The sequence below is a fragment of the Mariniphaga anaerophila genome (assembly GCF_900129025.1).
Taxonomy (GTDB): domain Bacteria; phylum Bacteroidota; class Bacteroidia; order Bacteroidales; family Prolixibacteraceae; genus Mariniphaga; species Mariniphaga anaerophila.
Genome location: NZ_FQUM01000007.1, coordinates 135,555 through 158,980, shown reverse-complemented (window position 1 = coordinate 158,980; position 23,426 = coordinate 135,555). Strand labels below are relative to the sequence as shown.

Sequence of the window (23,426 nt, the reverse complement as noted above, 5' to 3'; positions counted from 1 at the left end):
TAATCAATCATCACTTCCCATCTCGGTATTCTCAATTAACCGAAAAAGCATTTCGCGCGCCCGAAACAACTGGGCTTTTACAGTTCCCAGCGGAATATCAAGCTCCTTTGCAATTTCTTCGTAAGAGAATTCGCGAAAATACCTTAATTCTACAAGAGTGCGGTAGCGGGGCTTCAGTTTTCTTACAACATGATGAAGAAATATTGCTTTTTGCTGACTGATAAGTTTTTCTTCGGGATCAGGATCTTTTGATTTCAACCGGACAACCTCGCTGTTATCACCAGAATCGCCGTTATTTTCAATCGCCAGGTAAGTTCCTTTCTTTTTTCGCAAAAAATCGATGCAATTATTGGATGCAATTTTGAACAGCCAGGTGCTAAAAGCATAAGTTGGAGAGTATTGATGCAAATTTTTGAACGCTTTTCCGAAAGCCTCCAGGGTTAAATCTTCAGCATCGCTGCGATTGTTCACCATTTTAAGCAACATAAAATAGATGGCATCTTTGTACCGAGCCAGTAACCGGGTAAAAGCTTTTTCATCACCATTAAGTGCACGTTGAACTAATTCATAGTCTTGCCAGGCCTTATCTGATAAATTTAGTCCTTCCATTTCCTTTTCGTTCGGTATTGCGATACCATAGGACAAAAACCAGTTTAAAATACGGTCGCAACAAAGCTAATAACAACGAAGGTAAAAATAATTTACGTTCGTTCAAACGAAAAAGTATTCTTTTTATGATAAACAAACGAAAAATAAAAACAAGGCCTAAAACACTGGCTATTAACGGCCAAAGTGCAGGAACAAAAACAAAAAGCAAAGCGGCAACCGGAAAGAACAATAGTTCGATACAATTGGTAAAAAACAACATAAAACGCTTATTCCCGGACAGAAATCTCTTCAGCCTAATCTCTTTTTTTAGCAAGTCGAAAAACGCTTCAAAAGAAACCTTCTTCTCCTCCCAGCAAGCAAATTCGCCTTTCGACAACAGCAGCGTTGTTTTCTTTTGCATAAACGAATTAATCAGCAACTCGAGGTGGGCAAAAGATTCTGATATTTTGTTATGATAACCGTTAGCTTCGAAATATTTTTGTTTTTTAAACGCCACATTTTCTTCTGCCACAACAAAAGGGAGTCCGTTTAAAATAAACCCAAAACTTTTCAGCTGCTGAAAAAAAAGTTCAACCCTGAACAACAAACTCACAAACTTGCCATTGGGTTTCAAATTGGAATAACCAACTGCCACATCGGCGTCATCATTTAGCACCGACTCTACGTTTGAAAGCCACCCCGGAGCAAAAGAACTAACCGTTGGCGTAAGAAAAAGCAGCCATTCGTTTACAGCAGCTTTTATGGCAATGTTTCGCGCCATTTTTTCGGAAAAATGTGTTTCCTGACTCATGGAGGAAACGTGCATTTTCAGGTCTTGTCTTTTGAGAGTTCCCAATACCGTTAACGAAGCGTCAGTGGAGAAATCGTCAACTGCTACAACTTCATAATCGTTGTTTCCGAGCGACAAAAGCGTGGGCAGGTTTTTTCTCAAATTTGCTTCCTCATTTCTAAATGCCAACAGCAGGGAAACAGGTTCCGGCGCCGATGCCGGCGGAGTCTTTAAAAAGGCAACACGCCCCGAAAACAAAATCAGATAAACCATCCTCAACACAGCAATTGCAAGAAAAAATGCAAACACCCCCCATTCAAACGTCGACAAATGATTAAAAATTTCCAATACCGATTCTCGCATGCTGATAGATTAAAGAAAAATTTCTTCTGCCAAAAATGGAAACATTCAGCTCAATTTCAAAATTTTCTGCGGCAAAAAACCGGCTTTTGAATTAGAATTTATTAACAGGTTGGCAGACATTAAATTCCCCTTCATTTCAAGTAATTTGGCTATATTTGCGCCCTGAAAAACGGGTAATGGAATTTAAATTAACAGCAACAGAAAACGGAACCCGCGCCCGGGCAGGAATTCTATCCACCGGACACGGACAAATTGAAACGCCTATTTTTATGCCGGTTGGGACGGCCGGCTCGGTAAAAGGGATACATGCCCGCGATTTGAAAAACGACATAAAAGCTCAAATCATTTTAGGCAACACGTACCACTTGTACCTTCGTCCGGGAACCTCTGTTATTGAAACAGCAGGAGGATTGCACAAATTTAACCGTTGGGACGGGCCTATTTTGACCGACAGCGGTGGATACCAGGTTTTTTCGCTGGGCGACATCCGGAAACTGAGCGACGAGGGAGCCCGTTTTCAATCGCATATTGATGGCTCTTACCACCTGTTCTCTCCCGAAAAAGTTATTGACATTCAACGGTCAATCGGGGCAGACATTATGATGGCTTTTGACGAATGTACTCCCGGCGATGCCGATTTCGATTACGCCAAAAAATCGCTGGAGTTGACCCAACGCTGGTTGCAACGGTGTTTTGAGCAATTTGAAAAAACAGAACCGAAGTACGGCTATTCGCAGTCGCTTTTCCCGATTGTACAAGGAAATACTTATCCGGAATTGAGGAAACAAGCTGCGATTCATGTAAAAAATTTCGAAGCCGACGGGTACGCAATCGGCGGATTATCGGTTGGCGAACCCGAAGAGGTAATGTACGAAATGACCGAAGTTGTTAATGCCGAACTGCCGGAAAACAAACCGCGCTACCTGATGGGAGTAGGAACGCCGGTAAATATTCTGGAATCGATTGACCGCGGTGTAGACATGTTCGATTGTGTGATGCCTACCAGAAACGGCCGAAACGGAATGCTTTTCACCTCAAAAGGAGTAATCAACATCCGCAACAAAAAGTGGGAAAACGATCATTCCCCCATTGATGAAGCAGAAAACTCTTTTGTGGATCTTTATTCCAAAGCCTATCTCAGGCACCTGATCATTTCCAACGAAATGCTTGGTGCGCAAATTGCGAGTCAGCACAACCTGGCTTTTTACCTTTGGCTGGTTAAAACAGCCAGGCAAAAAATAACAGAAGGGAGCTTTAAAAGCTGGAAAACAAATATGGTTCAACAGCTAAAAACCAGATTATAATATATTATGAGGTTCTACAAAACTTTAGACATATACATAACTAAAAAGTTTCTGGGGACATTTTTCTACGCCATTGCCCTCATCCTAAGTATTGCAGTGGTGTTCGACATGTCGGAGAACCTCGACGAATTTTTATCTAAAGATGTTGGTTGGACAACTATTATTACTGAGTATTACCTGAACTTCATTCCCTATTTTGCCAACCTTTTCAGCCCGCTTTTCACGTTTATTGCCGTAATTTATTTTACGTCGAAAATGGCGTACAACACCGAGATTATTGCCATTTTAAGCAGCGGGGTTTCTTACACAAGGCTAATGAGGCCTTACATGGTATCTGCATTCATTCTGGGTGTTTTTTCGTTTACCCTGGGCAATTACATTATTCCCCCGGCCAACGAAACCATGAACCAGTTCAGGCAGTATTACATTGACAACAACAGGCAATCGGTTTCTTCTGAAATAAACATTCACCGGCAAATTGAACCAGGAGTATTTATTTACATGCGCCGGTTTAATGCAAGTAATGTGGGCGATAGGTTTACGCTTGAGAAGTTTGACGGCGCCCAACTGGTGGAAAAAATTACGGCAGACAATATTCGTTGGGACGAAGAAAGCGGAAAATGGATACTGAACAACTGGTGGAAAAGAACCATTTACGATTCACACGAAGAGTTTGAAAAAGGATATCGCATGGATACCACTTTGAACATGTCGCCCGCTGACTATAAGATTGTCAAAAACCAGATGGAAAATTATACAACCCCCGAACTGAGGAGGGAAATTTCGTTAATGCAAATGCGCGGGGTAAATACAATTGAATGGGAAATTGAAAAGCACCGAAGACTTGCCGGCCCATTTTCCGCCTTCATTTTAACGATTATCGGTGCCGGACTGGCGTCCCGAAAAATAAAAGGAGGCCTGGGATTTCATCTGGGGCTTGGCCTGCTGCTAAGTTTCTCGTACATACTTTTTATGCAAATATCAACGGTTTTTGCAGTAAGCGGAACTGCTCCGCCTCTTATTGCCGTATGGATTCCCAACCTCGGATACAGCATAATTGCATTCTTTGTTTTCAGGTGGGCAGCCAGATAAAACAGTTTTTTACCAGATTCCACCATTCAAACAAAAAATGTAATTATTCGATTTCATAATGCGAATGTCTCTTAAAATGTATCCCTGAAATTATAAAATCTGTTACCCGAGGGAAAAAATTTATAATTTTGTTTCGATTTATCGAGATCAAAAAGCCCTTCAACGAAGGGGGATTAATAAATTAAAAATAGTTTTATGTCATTAAGAAGTAACGTTCTTGACCTTCGAAAAAGGAAAAGGGAGGTACAAAAAGGCGGTGGCGACAAAGCCATCGAGAAACAGGCAAAAATGGGAAAATTGACTGCCCGTGAACGTATCCTTGCCCTTTTGGATAAAAATTCCTTTCACGAATACGACTTATTTGTTGAGCACAGTGCCAGAGATTTTGGCATGGATACCAAAGTGCTGCACGGAGATGGCGTAATTATCGGGACAGGAACAATTTACAACAAACCGGTTTGTATTTTTGCCCAGGACTTTACCGTTGCAGGTGGTTCGCTGGGGCTAATGCACGCCCGGAAAATCACAAAAATAATGGATCATGCCCTGAAGATGAGGGTTCCGCTAATTGGAATTAACGATTCCGGTGGCGCCCGTATTCAGGAAGGGGTTAATTCGCTGGCCGGGTATGGCGAAATATTTTTTCGCAACACCCTGGCATCAGGCGTAATTCCGCAAATATCTGTTATTCTCGGACCATGTGCCGGTGGTGCAGTTTACTCTCCGGCCCTTACCGATTTTGTTTTTATGGTAGAAAACATTTCCAAAATGTTTATCACCGGCCCAAGTGTTATAAAATCAGTTTTGGGCGAAGAAATTTCAATGGAAGAGCTGGGTGGAGCAAAAGTACATGCCGAACTTACAGGAAATGCCCACTTTTATGCGACCAGCGAGCTGGAATGTTTTGAGCAGATAAAAAAACTTATCAGCTACATTCCTAGAAATAATGGCGCCAAAGCAATGCCATTTCCTCCCAAACCGCCGAAAAAAGGCAAAAAGGTTGAAGACCTGGTTCCCTCAGATCCGCGTATTCCCTACGACATGCGCGACTTCATAAAAACAATTACCGACAACTCGGAGTTTTTCGAAGTAATGGAGCTTTTTGCACCCAACATTATTATAGGGTTTGGACGCATGGACGGCGAAACCGTGGGTTTTGTTGCCAACCAGCCAATGGTGCTTGCAGGTGTTCTTGACACCGACAGTTCGGACAAAGCAGCAAGGTTTATCCGTTACTGCGATGCATTTAATATTCCTATTGTTACACTGGAAGACCTTCCGGGCTACCTGCCGGGAGTGGATCAGGAGCACGCCGGTGTTATCAGGCACGGTGCAAAAATTTTGTATGCATACAGCGAAGCCACCGTTCCGAAAGTTACGGTAATTCTCAGAAAAGCTTATGGTGGTGGTTACATTGCCATGAACTCGCGCCATTTGCGCGCCGACTTTGTATTTGCCTGGCCAACTGCAGAAATTGCAGTAATGGGGCCGGAAGGTGCTGCCAACATTGTTTTCCGTAAAGAAATTTCAGAGTCTGAAAACCCGGAAGAAACAAGGCAACACAAAATACAGGAGTACAAAGAGAAATTTGCCAATCCGTATGTTGCAGCTGCACAGGGATATATTGACGAGGTAATTGAACCCCGCGAAACCAGAGGAAGAATTCTTCACGCTTTGCAGATTTCTGAGAACAAAAGCGTTCATCTTCCCAACAAAAAACACGGGATTCCACCGTTTTAATCCATTAAAAAACAGGTATGACAGAAGAAAAAGAATTCAAAAACCTCGTAGTTCAGGGAGCAGTGTACAAAACCACTTACACCTGGAAATTTGAAAACCGGTTGAATTGGGAAGCCCCCAATCCGAATCACATTTACTCATTTATTCCCGGAACAATTATCGACATTTTTGTAAAGCCAAAAGAAAAAGTAAAAGAAGGACAAACCCTGCTTTTACTTGAGGCAATGAAAATGCAAAATCAGGTAAGAATGCCATTTGATGGCGAAATCGTAAAAATTTACGTTACAAAAGACGAGGTCATTCCAAGAAAACACCTGATGCTGGAAATTAAACCAGTCCGGATTAAATAGACTTCACAGATAATAATAATAATAATAGAAAAACCGCACATTGGATGCGGTTTTTTTTGTTTCTGCAATTTTCCATCAACAGTTCTGAGCTAAAAAAAAGACCGTTGTTTCCAACAGTCTTTAAAAATCCAACTAAACTAATCGCGTTATCACTATCTCCTCATTAATTCCAAAACATTTCGTTTACCATCCACTTTTCAAGCTCCAACCTGTTTTCGTGGTCGGTTGAGGCATAATCAAATGCAGCTAATCCCCATTTACTTTTGTCTAACATCCAGAACTCTACCGAAAGATCTTCATCGTGGTCTGTAGCAACAAAAAAATCACTTTCTGCAGTAAGCCAGCAATCCTCGGTTACCATCCAGTCTTCAACAACAAGTCCGGGTTCTACAGTATTTTCAAGGCCTGAGACAACTATCATTTCATTTCCTTCAGCATCCACATTTCCGCTTACCAGTATTGCAATCAGGAATGTGACTAAAAAAATCTGACTTAATTGAGCTTTCATTGTTTTCATTGTTTCTGTTTTTATTGCTTGTTTCTATAATTGTTTCATCTAAATAGACTAATTACAGGTGCAAAGGTTACATTCCTTTTTGTTAAAAAATATGTAAAGTATGCCAGCATGCTGCAAAATTCGGCGAAAGACGGATTTCATCGGTCGAATAAAATACGAAAAAGTATTTTTATTGAAAATTGCCGGTAAATGGCGAAGAAAAGCACTTTACTATAAAGAACAATTTCGAATTGCTACAACTAAGAAAAAACACTGCCACAACATATTAAACTCAGAAAAAGTAACAAACAAATTAGGGGAACAAGACAACTAGGAAGGCGTGACAATTCAACTAAACACGAAATAATCATTTGGAAATTGGCCGGGAATTTGGACAGGAAGTTCCCTGAAAATACCAAATACGGAAGAGCCGCTTCCTGACATGGATGCATAAACAGCCCCCATTTCGTACAATTTCATTTTTATGTTTTCTATCTCCGGATATTCTTTAAAAACACTCTTTTCGAAATCGTTTTTAACCAATTCTTTCCACTCTTCAACAGGCCTTTCCTGAATTTTTGACAGCGAAAAAGAAGGCACCGAAAGAACAATATTCCGGTAAGCATCAGGAGTGCTTACCCCAAAAGGTGGTTTTACAATAAGAAGTTTATACCTGCTTAAATCCAATTGAACAGGGGAAAGAACATCGCCGATGCCTGTTGCAAAAGCCGGCCTGTTCTCAATAAAAAACGGGCAATCGGCTCCAATTGCAGCGGCATAGTTTTTTAACTGTTCAACGCTGATTTGCAGTTCAAAAAAATTATTCAGCAACTTTAATGTAAACGCAGCGTCGGAAGAACCGCCGCCCAGCCCGGCTCCGGTTGGTATTACTTTGTGCAAATGAAAATGCACCGGAGGCAAACCAAAATCCTTTTTCACAAGATTGTAAGCTCGTAATACGAGATTATCTTCGGGAGCCCCATGAACCGCTGTTCCCGAAAAAGAAATACCGGATTTCGGTGCTTCAACCATCTCCAAAGCATCCGAAAGAGAAACAGGGTAGAACACGGTTTCCAAATTGTGATAGCCATCCGGCCTTTTGGAAACCACGTTCAACCCTATATTTATTTTTGCATTCGGAAAAACAATCATTGTTTATATTTCCTTTGTGCTGCTACTCACCAATCAGTTCGTACTCTTTTGGTGAACCGCAGGTGCAAATCAGATTTCTGTCGCCCCAGGCATTATCTACCCGGCCAACCGGAACCCAGAACTTATTTTCTCTTAACCAGGCAACAGGCCATGCTGCTTTTTGCCTTGGGTAAGCGTGCGTCCAATTGTCGGAAGTAACCTGCTCTGCAGTATGTGGCGAGTTCTTCAACACATTATCGGACTTATCTGCTTCTCCGTTTTCCACTTCTTTTATTTCATCGTAGATTACATTCAAAGCTGAAATAAACCGATCAAGTTCTTGCTTAGACTCACTTTCGGTTGGTTCAACCATCAAAGTTCCATGCACAGGGAATGAAAGCGTTGGCGCATGGAAACCAAAATCCATAAGCCGTTTTGAAATATCCTCTTCGGTAACACCGGAAGACGCTTTAAAATGCCTGCATTCCAAAATCAGCTCGTGGCCTACCCTGCCATTTTCTCCGGTGTACACAATACCGTAATTTTTTTCCAGGGCTTTAGCAATGTAATTTGCATTTAAAATGGCTACCTCGGTTGCTTTGGTTAATCCTTCGGCACCCATCATTTTTATGTATCCGTAAGTAATTGGCAAAACAGATGCACTTCCCCACGGAGCAGCAGAAACTGCTGTTATTCCAATGTGTCCGTTATTCATAATCGGGTGCGAAGGAAGAAATTTCACCAGGTGCGCGGCTACTGCAATGGGACCAACTCCCGGGCCGCCACCACCATGCGGAATAGCAAAGGTTTTGTGCAAATTCAGGTGGCAAACATCGGCACCAATTTTCCCCGGAGAAGTGAGTCCAACCTGCGCATTCATATTTGCACCATCCATGTAAACCTGACCGCCATTTTCGTGTATAATCCGGCACATTTCAACGATTGATGATTCAAAAACCCCGTGAGTTGACGGATAGGTAACCATAAGCGCAGCCAGTGTTTCTTTGTTCAGTTCAGCCTTTTTCCGCAAGTCCTCCAAATCAACATTTCCTCTGTCATCACAATCTACAACCACAATTTTTAATCCGGCCATAACTGCGCTGGCAGGGTTTGTTCCGTGCGACGACGACGGGATTAAAACTACATTTCGTTGCAATTCGCCCCTGTTCCGGTGATATTCCCGGATAACCATCAGCCCTGCGTATTCTCCGGCAGCTCCCGAGTTAGGCATCACACTTACGTCTGCCATTCCGGTTATTTCTGCCAAATCGCGGCGCAATTCTTCCATCATTTCGTGATATCCCATTGCCTGGTTTTTCGGGACAAAAGGATGGATGCCGTTAAATTTAATCCAGCTAAGCGGAAGCATTTCTGTGGCCGCAGTTAATTTCATGGTGCACGACCCCAAAGAAATCATAGATTGAGTAAGCGAAATATCTTTGTGTTCCAACCTTTTAATGTACCTCACCATTTCGGTCTCAGACCGATACGATTCGAACACGTCCTGTGTCATAAATTTTGACTGGCGTGCAAACTTCGGATCTATTTCATAACCTTTTGGATATTCATGAATAACCGACCACGAATTGTTTGCGGCTTTGGCAAATACTTCCAGAATCCAGGTCATGTCTTCGCGGTTGGTAGTTTCGTCAATACTAATTCCTACATCCCCGTTTTCAAAATACCTGAAATTCATTTCCAGCTCCAGTGACAGCCATTCAATATCTTCGCGCTTCACATGTTTCGGCAGCGAAAATCTCAACGTATCAAAGAAATTATGGTTCAGTTGTTTGTATCCCAACTTTTCAATTTCTTCGGCAAGAAAAGCTGCGATATTGTGAATCCGGCGAGCGATGGTTTTTATTCCTCCGGCTCCGTGATAAACTCCGAAAAACCCTGCCATGGTTGCAAGCAACGCCTGCGCCGTACATAAGTTCGAAGTTGCTTTGTCTCTTTTAATATGCTGTTCGCGAGTTTGGAGCGCCATTCTTAAAGCACGATTGCCGTGCATATCTTTTGTAATGCCGATAATTCTTCCGGGCATGTGTCGTTTGTATTCTTCGCGAGCCGCAAAAAAAGCAGCATGCGGACCGCCGTATCCCATAGGAATACCAAAACGCTGACTGCTTCCAAAAACGATATCAGCGCCCCATTCTCCGGGAGGAGTAAGCAGTGCCAGCGAAAGCAAATCGGCAGCAACAGCTACTTTCACTCCGTTGTCGTGCGCACTGTTTACCAACGACGCGTAATCTATAATTTCGCCATCGGAATTCGGGTATTGTACAACTGCACCAAAAACATTGTCGGAAAAATCGAATGAATCTTTTGACTGAACTTTCAATTCAATTCCCAACGGATTGGAACGGGTTTTTAACACATCAAGAGTTTGCGGCCAGATCTTTTCATCAACAAGTAAAACATTTACTCCCGCTTTTACCATCTGCCGGGTTCTCATGTTAAACATCATTATCATAGCTTCTGCAGCAGCAGTGGCCTCATCCAGCAACGATGCATTACCAACTTCCATGGCAGTCAGTTCGCAAACCATTGTCTGAAAGTTTAACAAAGCTTCCAGCCGTCCTTGCGAAATTTCAGCCTGATAAGGAGTATATGAAGTGTACCAAACCGGGTTTTCCAATACATTACGCAGAATAACTGCCGGAGTAATGGTGTCGTAATACCCCATTCCAATGTACGTATTGAAAACCTTGTTTTTATCTGCCAGGCTGAGTATTCTTCTGTAATACCGCCTTTCGGTGAGTCCTTCTTTGAGTTTCAAAGGTTCTTTTAAGCGAATATCATCGGGAACAGTTTGTGCTATTAACTCTTCCATTGATGAAACGCCAATTGCTTTCAGCATTTCCTGAATTTCGTCCTCGCGCGGACCAATATGCCGGGTTACAAAACGATCGTGAGACATGTGTCTTTTATTTTTATTAAATTGTTTGCAAGTATAAAGTATCGCTCTTTTTGAAAAAATGATTTATTCCATCTATCCGTTAATAAAAGCAGGGTTCAGCCATTTCACATTAGAAAAGGATTCGAAGTTTTTTCAAAGCCAATTGTGGTTTCCGGGCCGTGGCCGCAAAAAACATGAGTTTCGTCGGGCAGCGCAAAAAGCTTGTTTTTAATACCGGAAACCAATGCCTGATGATTACCCCCCGGCAAATCGGTTCGTCCGATGCTTCCGTGAAAAAGAACATCCCCTGCAATCAGTACATTTTCTTTTTTGGAGTAAAAAACCACATGCCCGGGAGAATGCCCCGGAACGTGAATAATCTCTAATTCGGTATTTCCAAACTTTAACGGCTCTGCCATTTTAAAAAAGAAATCGGGGGCATCAACCTGTGCCATTGCAAACCCAAACATCTGACCTTGCTCAAGGGCTTTTTCAACCCAAAAAGCATCGTCGGGATGCGCATAAAAAGGGACGTCATATTCCTTACGAATAAACTCAACCCCCATAATATGATCGAAATGGCAGTGGGTATTGGCAATCATTACAGGCTTGAGATGGTTATCCGAAATGTAGTCGCGAACCTCGTCGTGCTCCACTTCAAAATAAAAGCCCGGATCAACAAAAATGCACTCACCTGTTTCATCAGAAATGACAAACGAATTTTCCTGCAACGGATTTACTACGAATTTTTCAATTTTTAGCATATATCAAATATTGACAACTCCTTTTAACAATGGGACAAACACAAACCCGCCGTGCTTTTCCGACTTATATTCATCTTCGGAAACTCTAACAATAACCTGCATTTCCTGATGATTGTCCTTTCCGACAGGAATAACCAGCCTCCCTCCAATTTTCAGCTGCTCCTTTAATGCAACCGGAATCAGCGGAGCGCCGGCAGTTACCAGTATTTTATCGAATGGAGCAAAGGCAGGCAACCCTTCGTATCCGTCGCCAAAAAAGCAAGCCGGATGATAACCTATTTCAGGCAGAAACGACTGCACTTTCCGAAAAAGCTCTTTCTGACGTTCGATGGTAAATACTTTTGCGCCCAGCTCAACCAAAACGGCAGCCTGGTATCCGGAGCCGGTACCTACCTCCAGCACTTTTTCATTTTTTTGTATTTGCAAAAGCTGCGACTGGAAAGCGACAGTATAAGGCTGGGAAATGGTTTGCCCTGCTCCAATCGGAAACGCCTGATCCTTGTACGAAAAGTTCAGAAACGAGCTTTCCATAAACAAATGGCGCGGTACTTTTCCAATGGCAGCCAAAACGCTCTCATCTCTTATCCCTTTTATTTTCAAGCCGTCCACCAAGCGCTTTCGCATTCCCTGATGCCGCAAATTATCGAATTCTGTCATGTTCCATCCAATTAAGCCGCAAAAATAGCCGAACCAACCGGGTCTTGCTAAATTTCTTTTTCTGCAATATTAACACATAAAGTTGATAAGTTAATGAGCAATTTCCGAAAATGGGTTATCTCTATTTCTATATTTGTGACATGCTAAACCTTGGTTTGATAGGAGACATTCAGCTCCTGGATGCCTTCATCCAGAAAGCTCAGAAACACCGCGAGGTACACATCACGGGGAAATCATCAGTCGGGACGCCATCGAAACCCGGGCATACCCGTTATTCTGTTCCCGAATTTAATCGTATTGAATTAATAGAAAGGTCGGATGTGTTGCTGATTAACCGGTTTTCGCTACTGCCGTTTGACTTGCTCTGCGACATGGTTAAAAAATCGAAACATTTTTTTGCCACCAGCTACCCGGAACTAACTTCTAATGAATGCAATCAAATTGCCAAACTGGCAGAAGAGGCTCAAACCATTATCCAGGTAACCAACCCTTTTTATTACACTCCGGCCATTCAGTGGTTAAATGCAAACGTCAAACAACCTTCGTTAATTGAAGTTTCCCACTTCAGCGACGAACAACCTGCCGACGATATTCTTGTCGGGCTAATACTGATGTTGAAAAACAGCGCAGGCACAACTCCAAAAAAAATAAATGCTGTTTCATTTCGGTCTGCTCCGGCCGATTCAGAAATCAACAGCATCCAGATGGAGTTTGGAAACGGAACAAGAGTAAATATTTGCTACGGAAAAATGAGTACTGAAAGTGAATTCAGAATAAAGACTTTTGCCAACAATCAGTTTACAGATTTTGATTTTATCCGGAATCAGTATTTCTGCAACAACATCCCCCTCGATCTTTCAGAATTGGAAGAGAAAGAAGAAACCAATGATTTTCTGAATTCCATCATTCTGAAAAAACAAAACACCACCAACATCGAAGACTACTCCGCTGTGATTCAGACCGTTCAACGAATCAAATCGAAGTTAGACCATTTTTCAGGAAATTAACCCGCCGAAAAGACTACTTTTGCCGCAATATTTTTTTGAACAATGCGTTAGTTGTATGAAATTGTAATGCATACAGACTGACTTAACTTCGAATGATGAACAAAAAGTGGCAAGTTGCTAAATATTTAACTCTGGATTTTATTGCTGCCGCCTTAAGCTGGACTGCATTTTACATTTACAGAAAAGCCATTATTGAACCCCAGCGATTTGGCATTGATATCCCCATCGAATTTACGGGTCAGTACTTTCTTGGCCTTCTTTTTATTCCTGCTTTATGGATTCTGTTCTACTACATCACAGGGTTTTACGATAATATTTACAGAAGATCCAGGCTCCTGGAGCTTTGGCAAACATTACTGACCTCTGTCACTGGGGTTATCGTCATTTTTTTTACCCTCATTCTGGACGATTACATTCACTCGTACAAAAATTATTACCACCTGTTTTTTACGTTATTGGCGCTTCACTTTAGTTTCACCTATTTTTTCAGGCTGATTCTTACAACACACACCATTCATAAAATTCACCACCGTAAAATCGGATTCAATACATTACTGATTGGCAGTAACGAAAAAGCAGAAAAAGTTTTCAAAGAAATGTCGGGTCAAAAGCGCCCGGCGGGAAATCTCTTCAAAGGGTTTATCGGCGTTGAAAATAACGACGACAAGCTTCTGGGTCAGCACCTTCCCCAACTGGGAAAAATCAACCAACTGAATGAAATAATTCAAGACAATAACATTGAAGAGGTAATTATCGCCATAGAAACACGCGAGCACGAAAAACTGACCGGAATTTTAACGGTGTTGGAAAACCGCCAGATAACCATCTGGGGAATTCCCGAATTGTACGATTTCCTATCGGGAACAGTTAAAACGACTACCATCTATGGCAGTCCGCTCATAAAAATTTCCAATGGACTTATGCCGTCGTGGCAGGCAAACACAAAACGGTTAATCGACGTGGTACTTTCGGTTATCGCCTCCGTTCTGTTTCTCCCTGTTTTTTTAGTATTGGCTGTTTTAATCAAAAAATCGTCAAAAGGCCCCATTATGTACAAGCAGGTACGTATTGGCCGATTTGGTAAACCTTTTAAAATATATAAGTTGCGCAGCATGGTGCAGGGCGCAGAAAACGGCACGCCGGCACTTTCAAGTGAAAACGACACGCGAATCACCAAAATCGGCCGGTTTCTGCGAAAAACCCACCTCGATGAAATTCCGCAATTTTACAATGTTTTAAAAGGCGATATGTCGCTGGTGGGGCCACGTCCTGAAAGGCAATATTTTATCGACCAGATTGTTAAACGTGCACCGCATTATACGCATCTGCACAAGCTCCGCCCGGGAATCACCTCCTGGGGCCAGGTTAAATACGGATATGCTTCCAACGTTGATGAAATGCTTGAACGACTTCCCTACGACATGATGTACATGAAAAACATATCGCTTTACATCGATTTCAAAATACTCATTTACACCGTAATGGTTGCATTTAAAGCGAACGGGAAATAAACTCCGCAAAAACATCAGAACGTAACAACACCAACCTGTTCAAAATGCAAACTACAAGTTCAGTAAAAACAGCTCTGTTTGTTCTGTTAATACTCGTCTCATGGTCCTGCCGGGAAGACGAAAAACCAACTCCTTTGTACATTGGCTCATGGGAAAGAAGCTGGCTAAACGAAGAAAATGATACTGAGTTTTCTCAAACGCTCGAAATCAGCACAAACACCTTTAAGTCAACAATCTGCATTCAGCAAAACGAATCTAACATTCCTGTTAGTGAATTTATCGGCACATTTCTCACAATTGACAACACCCTTGAAGCAAAGATTGCCAAAATAGGAGTTGTGGACAAAAACGGTCAACTAACATACTTCAACGACGCAGACAATAATTTTGCATCCATCATTTTGGACCACCTGAATATTCATCCTTCTTTTATTGGAATTCACACAGAATACAACAATCAGTTAATCCTTCAGTTGGATCTCGATGGCGACAAAAGCGTAACGAACACTGAAGGCACTTTTGTTTTTAACCGTGCAAACGAATAAAGCCCTTTTTTCAGAAACCAGACAGCAGTATCTTCTTCTGCTTTTGAACGTTGTTCGTCACCATATTCACATAATAAACACCCGGAGCAACCATCTGGCCACCTGAGCTTTTTCCGTCCCAGACAAACCTGTGAACACCTGCCGGCAAACGAACTCTGCTAGAAAGAGTTTTCACCCGCTGTCCAAGATGATTGAATATTTCAAGTTGAACATTGTCTGCTTCGGATTGCACTATTTCGATGGTAACCTCACTGCTGAAAGGATTGGGATAGCAACTGATTGACGCCCGGCTTCCCGGAAACTCATCCACTATGCCGGCAGCAGTATATTCAGCCAGGCTGAGAAATGCCGATTCATTTTTAAGAAAAGTGAGTGTCCCGTCCATTAATTCAGGAGTCAACACCATTTCCTGATCATTTTCAGCGCTCCAGAACTTCAACATAATGGTATTTCCCTCTGTGAATCCGCTCATTCCAAAAGCACCAGCAGCAGAAGCGGCAATTGAAACAGCTTGTTCTTCAATCTGAAACTCGGTCAATACAACTGCGCCAACACAAAAGTCGCCGTCAAAAACCGCCAACTCATCACCGGGGCTAAAAAAAGCGGACGACAAATTGGTAATGTTAATATTCATATGATCAACGCCATTGCCGGTAAAAGACGGCTGAAAATGTACTGGCGAAGCAATTGACTGGACATCGGATGCCTGATAAACTTCGTTAATATAAATGGTATCGGCAACAGTGAGCTTCACTTTGTAACCTTTGCCCGGGACAAAATTACCAACAAAGTTTTTCCAACCACCAGACTCACCCCAGTCTTCTATTGCATTTCCTCTTTCATCCTGCACTTTTTCCAGAGTACCCTTGTCAACCAGTGATTGAATCACCTCATCTGAATTAGCAGGCGACGTGTGTGGAAATCCAATAATATTCCACCCGGCCTTCAACGGAATTGAAAACGGATAATCCAACACCACCCCACAAATTTCAACGGTATCTTTATCGCCGGCTCTCAATTTATATCCTTTACCGGGAGTAATATCGCCAATATCATTCTGCCAAATCTCCGAGGATTCGCCTTCTTCAAGCACATTTCCATCTTCATCCAGAACAGATAACAATGTTGATTTGTCGATCATCGACTGAAAAAGGAATTCGGCATCTGCCTGCTCCGGCAATACCGGAACCGAAATAATGTGCCACCCTTCATCAAACACCAACTCCTGGCACTGTTCAATTTTTAAGGTTACCAATCTGCTTGTTAAAACCAAATTAGGAACAAGCGTGTTGGTTACCACGCAATAATATTTCCCCGAATTTCCGGGAGCAAGATTATCGAATGCCAACGTTGACGAGGTTTGCGATTCCAGAAGCACTCCATTTCGGTACCATTGATACACATTTTGTTCTCCACCGACCTCCAGCAAAAAGCTGAAACTGTCCCCCGCTTTTTCCAAAAACACCCGGGTTGTTCCTATGCTGTCCTGCGGAGAATAAAAGAAATCCAGCGCTGATTCCAAATCTATATTGTGTTCCAGATCGTCAAACCCAAGTTGATTATCTGACACATCGAAATATGCCAGGCTTTCCGGCGCAACAATTTCAGGCAGAGAATCCAGTCGATTTGACTTTACATTAAATATCTGCAGATCTGCCAACTGACTAATCTCTTTCGGAACTGCGCCTGTTAATTCGTTTTGTCCAAAATCCAACCACTCAACACCGGCCAACTGCCCCAACTGTGTAGAAATATTTCCCGTCAATTGATTCGAATCCAGAAAAAGCAAATCCAGGTTAGCCAGTTGCCATATTTCGTCGGGAATACTGCCGCTTAATTGGTTTTCACTCAAATTAACCCATCTTAAATCAGTCAGATGTTCAAGCTCAACAGGGATTCCTCCATCCAACTGGTTCCCATCCAAGTAGAGCAAACGAAGATCGGACAGTTGCCCTAGCTCCACAGGGACAGATCCGATCAACTGATTCTGTCCCAAATTCAACCAAAGAAGATTCGTTAGCTGTCCCAACTCCGCAGGAACACCTCCACTAAACTGATTTCCTTCAAGATACAATTGCTCAAGACTGGAAAGAGCGGCCAACTCTACCGGAATTTCCCCATCCAACTGATTATCGCTTAAAACCAACCACCTCAGATTTGCCAACTGCCCAAACGACGCCGGGATGGTATCCGTAAACTGATTCTGTCCCAGATCCAAAAACAGCAGAGAAGCAAATTGCCCAAATTCAACAGGAATTGAACCGGAAAACTGATTGTGGCTCAAATCGAGCCACCGGAGCCCGGCAATCTGTTCAAATCCTTCGGGAATATCTCCGGAAAGCTGATTGTCGCTCAAATACAATAGTTCAAGATTTACCAGCTGCAATAATTCGGCAGGAATAGTTCCGGTCAATTTGTTACCATTCAAATACAAAAACTCCAGTTCTGTTAATTGGCCCAGTTCCACTGGAATTGCTCCCTGCAATTTATTGGTATCCAAATCCAGATGTTTCAAGGAGGTCAACTGCCCAAGTTCCGGAGGAATTGTCCCCTCCAGATTGTTGTTTTTCAACCTAATTTCAGTTACAAAATCGGATTCGATTTCTATTCCGTACCATGTATTGACAGGGCCTGCAAGCCAATTCGTATTGTTTGTCCAATTAGCCCCGCCGGTTTGGTTAAAAAAGCGCACCAGCACCATCGAATCTGATTCACTGATTGCTGTTTTCACCGGAAAGTCATTTATCACCGAAGACTTTTCAACTAACGGTTTTGAGTTTTCCGACTCATGCAGCGCAAGTCGCTCCCTTTCTATCTGAAGGGTCACCTCTTTTGCAACCTTCGAGAGAACTTCATCTTTTGAATTTAAACCGGTAGTTTTTTCCGGCTGTGCATTTGAATCTATGTCTGCCAACCAAACAAATAGCAGCACAAATAAATATGGGATAAATTTCACAAGCGTCCGATCTCTTTTCATTTGATTAAAATTATTTGTTTTTCAGCGGCGTAATATAAAGTCGCTTTCAGACATTCAATACTGAGCAAAATCTGTCTTAGTCACTTTATTTTGTAGCCCTCAAAATAATACATTAAACCATCTATTACTCTTTTTCTTCTGTATCCCCAATCAAAAAGATTGATTTATCGTCAACCCGGCAAAAAATCAAACTGATATTTTACAACTATAAAAATATCATATTTTTTCAAAAAGAAGGCGACAATTAACATACCACAAGCAAAACACCCTAAAAACAGTCAATTCTTTATTTTCCAAAAAATCCAATTCATTTCATTCTGGGACTATTTTCCCATTTCAGCCAGAAATTCTATGTCAATTTCAGTTTAGAATTAGGCGACACGCAGAATTCACTTTTACCAAGTACCCTTTACCCGGCTTGAAATTCCCGATGCTGTTCTCCCACCCCGGTTCCAAAACAGCCTTTTCAATGGTGCTTCCGTTTTCATCCACTACTTTCACAAAACAGCCTTCGTCAATTAGTGGTTGCAAAACAGCAAGTGCATTCTGTTCCTCCTCCGCAGGCCAGGGAATAATGTTCCACCCGGGAGAAAGCGATATTTCAATCGGAAAATCAATTGCAATGCCTGTCACTTCCAGCGTGTCGGCAGATACCACATTCACCCTATAACCGTTCATTCGATCCAAATCACCAATAAAATTCATCCATTCTCCAACAAACCCATAATTTTCAACGGAGTATCCGTTCTCATCCATAATTTTAACCAGATTTCCTGATTTGATAAGCGGCTGAAATATATCCATCAAATCGGGATTTGCAGGCAAAACCCTTATTGAAATAAAATTCCAGCCCGGAGTCAAAACTATTTTCTGTTTCTGCTGATGTTCGAATGCTCCCATATCAAACTTCGTCACCTGCGTTAACGGGTAGCCGGAAAAATCCTGTTTGCCCGGATTAACACCCCCAAAAGCGCTAAGATCGAGGCCTGCATTTATCACCGGCGAGCCGGGTGCTAGAGTATAATCTTCGCTCTTTCCCAATTGAGCCGGGTCTTCCAAAACGGAATTGCCCGGGTTTATAAATTCAGGGTTTTCATACATCCCAACAATTTCATTTTCTACCATTTCCTGATTATTGGATTGCGCCCACTCTAAAAAACCGACTTCTGAATCGAGATAAAACGAGTTATTAAACGAATACCAGCAGTTTCCCGCAAATCGTTCATTGTTAATTCCATTATACACGCTACTTTGTTCCGAAACGAAAATATTGTTGTAAAAACGGAAGTTGTCATTCAAATGATCTAAAAACGCCAAAGCGGGCCCCGCTGAGTTGTATATCACATTATTATAAAAATGGAGTCCCTGAAACTGATCGGAATCGCCGGCTCCATTCCAGAACACCGCAGCTCCTCTCGCCGACACATTCCCGTCATTTTCACTTATGCAATACCTTACCGTATTGTTTTTCCATTGCGAAGCGCCATCGTATTGAAAAAGGCCGTAGCCTGCCCCTTCATTGTTGTACGACAAACAGTACTGAATAACAGAATTTGTTGTTCCTCCGTCCAGGTCAAATCCAAGCCCGTCCTGCCCACCATCCGAGGTTTTATTACTGTGCGAAATACAATGCTGAATGATCGCACTATCAACTTCAGCTACCCAGATTCCGCCCGGCCCATTCCCGGTTCGGGGCATATCCCAACCATTATTTGATGCCTTGCAATATTCAATAAGAATGCTGCTTGCCAGGTACACAAAAATTCCATTACCGCTGTGGTTGTCCAACACAGTTGGGTCGCCCGGATTATTATCTGCGATGCAGTGCCCGATATAGATATCAGAAAGCGAATTTTTATAGTTTCCCGAGAAATAAATTCCGGCATAACCATTTTCGTGAGCATAAATATTAGTAATCCGAAAATTATTTCCGGTGTTTTTTACAACGACACCGGCATGCTGAAAACCACTGACTTCAACGCTGTCAACCAAAACATTTGAGCAGTAATTCAAATTAATACCGTTGCCTGAATTTCCGGTTTTACGTCCGTCGCCAACAAAATTCAAATTACTTATTTTCAGAAACTGACAATCAGAAGCTACCAGCCCGGAACCAGCTCCTGCATTAATAGTAGCTCGTCCGGCACCGTAAGAGCCAAAAGAAACATAGTTTGGAACTACCCCAGAATCAAACTCATTCAAACGAATGCACCCGTAAAAAGCCTCGCCTCCTTCGAAAAGAACCTGATCGCCCGGCTGAAAAATCATACGATTTACCTTTTCAATAGTTTGCCAGGCATCTGATGGCGAAGTACCGGCATTATTATCGTTTCCCGAACTACTTACGTAATAAGTTCCTAACCCTCCCGGCTCATCGGGAGCCTGCCCGGTTTTATCTGCAATCAACGAAACATCATCAACCCAAGCTTTTCCTGTCCCATCGACTTTCCAGACGTATATATTGGCGTCATTGTCGGGGTTTTCTCCGGTAGTAAAAATCAAACTATCAGTTTTAAATTCTGTATGTTGAAAAATTATGTTCGAAGGTTCATTTCCATGGTTATTTACTCCCAGATAAATAACATCACCCAATTCTGATTTCACAGACGCCTTTAAAGTATATTTTGTGTTTGGCTCCAAAACAACACGCTGGTATAAATACACTTCGTTATTGGCAAGCCTTGCAGAAAATGAACCGGACAAAGAGACTTCAGAATCAATAGATACATAAATGCCGTTATTTTCAGGCCAAACCGACCAATACGGTACAATATCACCAGATTCAAACCCCGAATTTTTAATGATATTTTGGGCAGAAGCAAAGCTCAATGCAGATAATAATATTGCAACAAAAAAGCCGGTCTTCCCTATTATAGTTTGTCTATTCATCTTTCAAAATGCTCCAATTTGAGTTCAATATACAAGTCTTTAACCCTGAACAAAAAACGCATCATCTGCAATTATTTCATTTCCCACATTCAAAAACAGCGCATCACACGCAATCATTCTCAACAAAAAAGTGACATCCTACTGCAGCAAAATGATTTTGCCGGCATACTGAAAGCTCGAAAAAGAAACCCTGACAAGATAAACGCCCGCCGGATTGCCGGAAAGATCAAGCTGCGTTTTTTGCGCTTTAATTTGTCTGGATAAAACCATTTGCCCAAGCTGATTGTAAACGCCTACATTTGCGCCGTTTTCAGGGAATGATTTAAGCTGAATATTCACCAGTTTATCAGTCACGTTCGGATAAATACTCAAAACCTCGTCGTCTAAACTTGTGATGCCAACATCAACGCTAACCACAAAAGAGTACAATAGATCAACAGTTTCGTGTCCATCGCTTGCTTTCAGCACAACACTGTGTTCGCCCAACAGGCTTTCCAGTTTTGGAATGGAGTCAGATTTCAACACTGCCGTACCATCTCCATTGTCTACCAGATTCAGCCAGTGAGGCAAGTCGTCGGCAAAAATTGAAATCTCATCCAGCTCATCCGGGTCAGTTACCGAAATATCTACGGAGAATCCGTAGCCAATATTGGCAGTAACATTTTCAATCGTATTAAAAACAGGAGTTTTGTTTATATGCAATACCGTTACTTCAACAGTGTCGGGCCTTGAATCAGATTCACCATCGTTTACCGTCAACACAAATTTAAAGTTGGTGTTCTCCTGTACTTCGGGAGCCACAAAAGCGGGTGTTTCAGAGCTAACATCGTCCAGAATTATTCCGTCCGGAGCAGTCCAGTTAAACGTTAAAAAATCGTTTTCGTAATCAGAAGATTTTGTTCCATTTAAGCGGGCCGCTTCACCTTCTGCAACTTCAAAATCATCTCCGGCATTGGCTACCGGTGTGTAATTGTGAACACCGGTAAGGCTGACAAAAGCCGAGGCATTCTCCGAAAAAGTCGGCGTGTTTGCAAGAATACTACCGCTCATTACATGATAATAAACAGGAGCAACAGAATGAATTTCTTCATTTTCGGAAGCATCCCAGAATTTATATGAAATAATCCGTCCATTGGAAAACCCGTCTGTTTTTTCGGTGTCCGGATCGTTGATTCCTGCAACTCCGGGGGCAACCAGTAAATCATCGAATTCACCAAGTTCATCGGAAAGAACCAAAAACCCAACACAAACTTCGTCTTCAAAAATACCAACTTCATCCCCTTCATTTAAATCTATGCCATTTACTTTTGCCTCAATCAAATTGATATTCATAAATCCCGGAGGCGTAAAATGCCCATACACAGGATTAAAATGCACCTGAGCCATGGTAATTTTACTAAAGAACAAAACAACGAAAAGCAGAAAAACGCAAACCGTTCCCTTCATTTTAATTGGGTTTGACAGAACCTTTTCAATTTGACATTGCCCTATTTTTAAATCTGCTCTCAAGTTTGTACTCCTTTTATAAAACAATTTTCACAAATGCAAAACGAGTTCAATATACAAAACAATGCGACAAGTTTTATGCACCTTTAAAAATCAGGGAATTATACAAAAACCGGTACCCTAAACGTAAAAAAGGCTGCTTCCAACAAAGAAGCAACCTTTTCTGTTTTACTCAAAAATACCACTATCATTTACTCTCCAGTACCAGTTTTTTAACGGCTATCTGTCCGTCTTTTTGCAGCTTAACAAAATATACTCCTGATACTTGTTCCTCCATGCTGAACGTAACAAGGCTGCTGTTGCCAAAGTTCCTGCGAAGCACTTCTTTCCCTGTTATGGTGTAAACCGATACATCTACCGGACCATAACCTGAACTTTTAATTTCGAGGTTAACGTTATTGCGGGCAGGATTCGGATACAAATTCACGCTGAACGTTTCTGCGGAAATGTCTTCTGCACTTACCGGGTAACCTTCAACACACAACCGGAACGTGTCGGTTGCAAAAGCGCCTTCTGTATCAGTTGCTTTTACTACAACATCAATACACCCCATGTCTTCTATCATCGGACTGAAAACCAATGTGTCATCAACCATTTCTGCCCACTCTGGAAGCGGGTCTCCATTTTCGAGCATGGCACTGATGGTCAGCTCGTCTCCGTCTATATCATCAAAAAGAACGCCCAACTCCGAGCTTACTTCCACTTTCAATACATAAGAAGCATTCACCATTTGGTCGTCAATGGCAGTTACTAGGTACGGAGCATCATTTACCGGGTTAACGGTTAACATAAATGTTTCGGTTACCATTCCTCCTTC

18 protein-coding genes are annotated in these 23,426 nt (G+C 42.1%); 7 read left to right on the top strand and 11 right to left on the bottom strand.

All coding sequences use genetic code 11. The features are described 5' to 3' along the window. Positions 1-3: 3 nt before the first annotated feature. Both BUB08_RS15160 and BUB08_RS15155 read right to left on the bottom strand, forming a co-directional pair. Positions 4-609, bottom strand: a complete 606-nt coding sequence (locus tag BUB08_RS15160) for an RNA polymerase sigma factor (RefSeq protein WP_073002744.1) — start codon at positions 607-609, stop codon at positions 4-6. Continuing rightward, a complete protein-coding gene (locus BUB08_RS15155) occupies positions 584-1,741 on the bottom strand; it encodes a glycosyltransferase (RefSeq protein ID WP_073002743.1) in 1,158 nt (385 codons plus the stop codon). The genes BUB08_RS15160 and BUB08_RS15155 overlap by 26 nt, the downstream gene beginning before the upstream one ends. Positions 1,742-1,917: 176 nt before the next feature. Between BUB08_RS15155 and tgt the strand changes: the two genes are divergently transcribed. The 4 genes from tgt to BUB08_RS15135 all read left to right on the top strand — a co-directional run bounded on the left by tgt (position 1,918) and on the right by BUB08_RS15135 (position 6,227). Beyond that, on the top strand, positions 1,918-3,045 hold the full coding sequence (gene tgt / locus BUB08_RS15150) for a tRNA guanosine(34) transglycosylase Tgt (protein ID WP_073002742.1): 1,128 nt from the start codon (positions 1,918-1,920) through the stop codon (positions 3,043-3,045). A 6-nt stretch (positions 3,046-3,051) separates the two neighbouring features. After that, positions 3,052-4,137: an LptF/LptG family permease gene (locus BUB08_RS15145; RefSeq protein ID WP_073002741.1), complete on the top strand. Its 1,086-nt coding sequence runs from the start codon at positions 3,052-3,054 to the stop codon at positions 4,135-4,137. A 195-nt stretch (positions 4,138-4,332) separates the two neighbouring features. After that, on the top strand, positions 4,333-5,877 hold the full coding sequence (locus tag BUB08_RS15140; RefSeq protein ID WP_073002740.1) for an acyl-CoA carboxylase subunit beta: 1,545 nt from the start codon (positions 4,333-4,335) through the stop codon (positions 5,875-5,877). 17 nt (positions 5,878-5,894) lie between these two features. Beyond that, entirely contained in the window at positions 5,895-6,227 is a 333-nt protein-coding gene (locus BUB08_RS15135) for a biotin/lipoyl-containing protein (RefSeq protein ID WP_073002739.1), read from the top strand. A gap of 163 nt (positions 6,228-6,390) precedes the next feature. Here BUB08_RS15135 and BUB08_RS15130 read toward each other — a convergent pair whose 3' ends face one another. From BUB08_RS15130 to BUB08_RS15105, 5 genes are all read right to left on the bottom strand, one after another. Then, positions 6,391-6,744 carry a hypothetical protein gene (locus BUB08_RS15130; protein ID WP_073002738.1) on the bottom strand — a complete coding sequence of 118 codons (354 nt, stop codon included), beginning with the start codon at positions 6,742-6,744 and terminating at the stop codon, positions 6,391-6,393. Positions 6,745-7,071: 327 nt separating this feature from the next. Beyond that, positions 7,072-7,875 carry a 4-(cytidine 5'-diphospho)-2-C-methyl-D-erythritol kinase gene (gene ispE, locus BUB08_RS15120; protein ID WP_073002736.1) on the bottom strand — a complete coding sequence of 268 codons (804 nt, stop codon included), beginning with the start codon at positions 7,873-7,875 and terminating at the stop codon, positions 7,072-7,074. A gap of 22 nt (positions 7,876-7,897) precedes the next feature. Next, entirely contained in the window at positions 7,898-10,774 is a 2,877-nt protein-coding gene (gcvP, locus tag BUB08_RS15115; protein WP_073002735.1) for an aminomethyl-transferring glycine dehydrogenase, read from the bottom strand. Between the two features lie 104 nt (positions 10,775-10,878). Further along, the gene (locus BUB08_RS15110; RefSeq protein ID WP_073002734.1) at positions 10,879-11,517 is read right to left on the bottom strand and encodes an MBL fold metallo-hydrolase; all 639 of its coding nucleotides are present in this window, start codon (positions 11,515-11,517) and stop codon (positions 10,879-10,881) included. A gap of 3 nt (positions 11,518-11,520) precedes the next feature. Continuing rightward, entirely contained in the window at positions 11,521-12,174 is a 654-nt protein-coding gene (locus BUB08_RS15105; RefSeq protein ID WP_073002733.1) for a protein-L-isoaspartate(D-aspartate) O-methyltransferase, read from the bottom strand. 110 nt (positions 12,175-12,284) lie between these two features. Between BUB08_RS15105 and BUB08_RS15100 the strand changes: the two genes are divergently transcribed. The 3 genes from BUB08_RS15100 (at position 12,285) to BUB08_RS15090 (ending at position 15,237) form a co-directional block, all read left to right on the top strand. Beyond that, entirely contained in the window at positions 12,285-13,181 is an 897-nt protein-coding gene (locus BUB08_RS15100) for a Gfo/Idh/MocA family oxidoreductase (protein ID WP_139249736.1), read from the top strand. A 92-nt stretch (positions 13,182-13,273) separates the two neighbouring features. Beyond that, positions 13,274-14,692, top strand: a complete 1,419-nt coding sequence (locus BUB08_RS15095; protein ID WP_083570795.1) for a sugar transferase — start codon at positions 13,274-13,276, stop codon at positions 14,690-14,692. Positions 14,693-14,736: 44 nt separating this feature from the next. Then, complete coding sequence (locus BUB08_RS15090) at positions 14,737-15,237, top strand: hypothetical protein (protein WP_073002731.1); 501 nt, start codon at positions 14,737-14,739, stop codon at positions 15,235-15,237. A 10-nt stretch (positions 15,238-15,247) separates the two neighbouring features. On the opposite strand, the gene BUB08_RS15085 is transcribed toward BUB08_RS15090, so the two are convergent. From BUB08_RS15085 to BUB08_RS15070, 4 genes are all read right to left on the bottom strand, one after another. Beyond that, on the bottom strand, positions 15,248-18,214 hold the full coding sequence (locus tag BUB08_RS15085; RefSeq protein ID WP_073002730.1) for a FlgD immunoglobulin-like domain containing protein: 2,967 nt from the start codon (positions 18,212-18,214) through the stop codon (positions 15,248-15,250). Positions 18,215-18,574: 360 nt separating this feature from the next. Next, complete coding sequence (locus BUB08_RS15080) at positions 18,575-21,103, bottom strand: right-handed parallel beta-helix repeat-containing protein (RefSeq protein WP_073002729.1); 2,529 nt, start codon at positions 21,101-21,103, stop codon at positions 18,575-18,577. Positions 21,104-21,241: 138 nt separating this feature from the next. Continuing rightward, positions 21,242-22,549, bottom strand: a complete 1,308-nt coding sequence (locus tag BUB08_RS15075) for a T9SS type A sorting domain-containing protein (protein ID WP_139249735.1) — start codon at positions 22,547-22,549, stop codon at positions 21,242-21,244. Between the two features lie 247 nt (positions 22,550-22,796). Next, a partial coding sequence (locus BUB08_RS15070; RefSeq protein ID WP_175550021.1) for a T9SS type A sorting domain-containing protein occupies positions 22,797-23,426 on the bottom strand: 630 nt, incomplete at its 5' end.

Coding starts and splice junctions, on each gene's coding strand:
- BUB08_RS15145 (WP_073002741.1), top strand. CDS start 3,052: ATGAGGTTCTACAAAACTTTAGACATATACATAACTAAAAAGTTTCTG.
- BUB08_RS15155 (WP_073002743.1), bottom strand. CDS start 1,741: ATGCGAGAATCGGTATTGGAAATTTTTAATCATTTGTCGACGTTTGAA.
- BUB08_RS15130 (WP_073002738.1), bottom strand. CDS start 6,744: ATGAAAACAATGAAAGCTCAATTAAGTCAGATTTTTTTAGTCACATTC.
- BUB08_RS15095 (WP_083570795.1), top strand. CDS start 13,274: ATGATGAACAAAAAGTGGCAAGTTGCTAAATATTTAACTCTGGATTTT.
- BUB08_RS15100 (WP_139249736.1), top strand. CDS start 12,285: ATGGGTTATCTCTATTTCTATATTTGTGACATGCTAAACCTTGGTTTG.
- BUB08_RS15080 (WP_073002729.1), bottom strand. CDS start 21,103: ATGAATAGACAAACTATAATAGGGAAGACCGGCTTTTTTGTTGCAATA.
- BUB08_RS15140 (WP_073002740.1), top strand. CDS start 4,333: ATGTCATTAAGAAGTAACGTTCTTGACCTTCGAAAAAGGAAAAGGGAG.
- BUB08_RS15075 (WP_139249735.1), bottom strand. CDS start 22,549: ATGAAGGGAACGGTTTGCGTTTTTCTGCTTTTCGTTGTTTTGTTCTTT.
- gcvP (WP_073002735.1), bottom strand. CDS start 10,774: ATGTCTCACGATCGTTTTGTAACCCGGCATATTGGTCCGCGCGAGGAC.
- BUB08_RS15105 (WP_073002733.1), bottom strand. CDS start 12,174: ATGACAGAATTCGATAATTTGCGGCATCAGGGAATGCGAAAGCGCTTG.
- BUB08_RS15085 (WP_073002730.1), bottom strand. CDS start 18,214: ATGAAAAGAGATCGGACGCTTGTGAAATTTATCCCATATTTATTTGTG.
- BUB08_RS15160 (WP_073002744.1), bottom strand. CDS start 609: ATGGAAGGACTAAATTTATCAGATAAGGCCTGGCAAGACTATGAATTA.
- ispE (WP_073002736.1), bottom strand. CDS start 7,875: ATGATTGTTTTTCCGAATGCAAAAATAAATATAGGGTTGAACGTGGTT.
- BUB08_RS15110 (WP_073002734.1), bottom strand. CDS start 11,517: ATGCTAAAAATTGAAAAATTCGTAGTAAATCCGTTGCAGGAAAATTCG.
- BUB08_RS15135 (WP_073002739.1), top strand. CDS start 5,895: ATGACAGAAGAAAAAGAATTCAAAAACCTCGTAGTTCAGGGAGCAGTG.
- BUB08_RS15090 (WP_073002731.1), top strand. CDS start 14,737: ATGCAAACTACAAGTTCAGTAAAAACAGCTCTGTTTGTTCTGTTAATA.
- tgt (WP_073002742.1), top strand. CDS start 1,918: ATGGAATTTAAATTAACAGCAACAGAAAACGGAACCCGCGCCCGGGCA.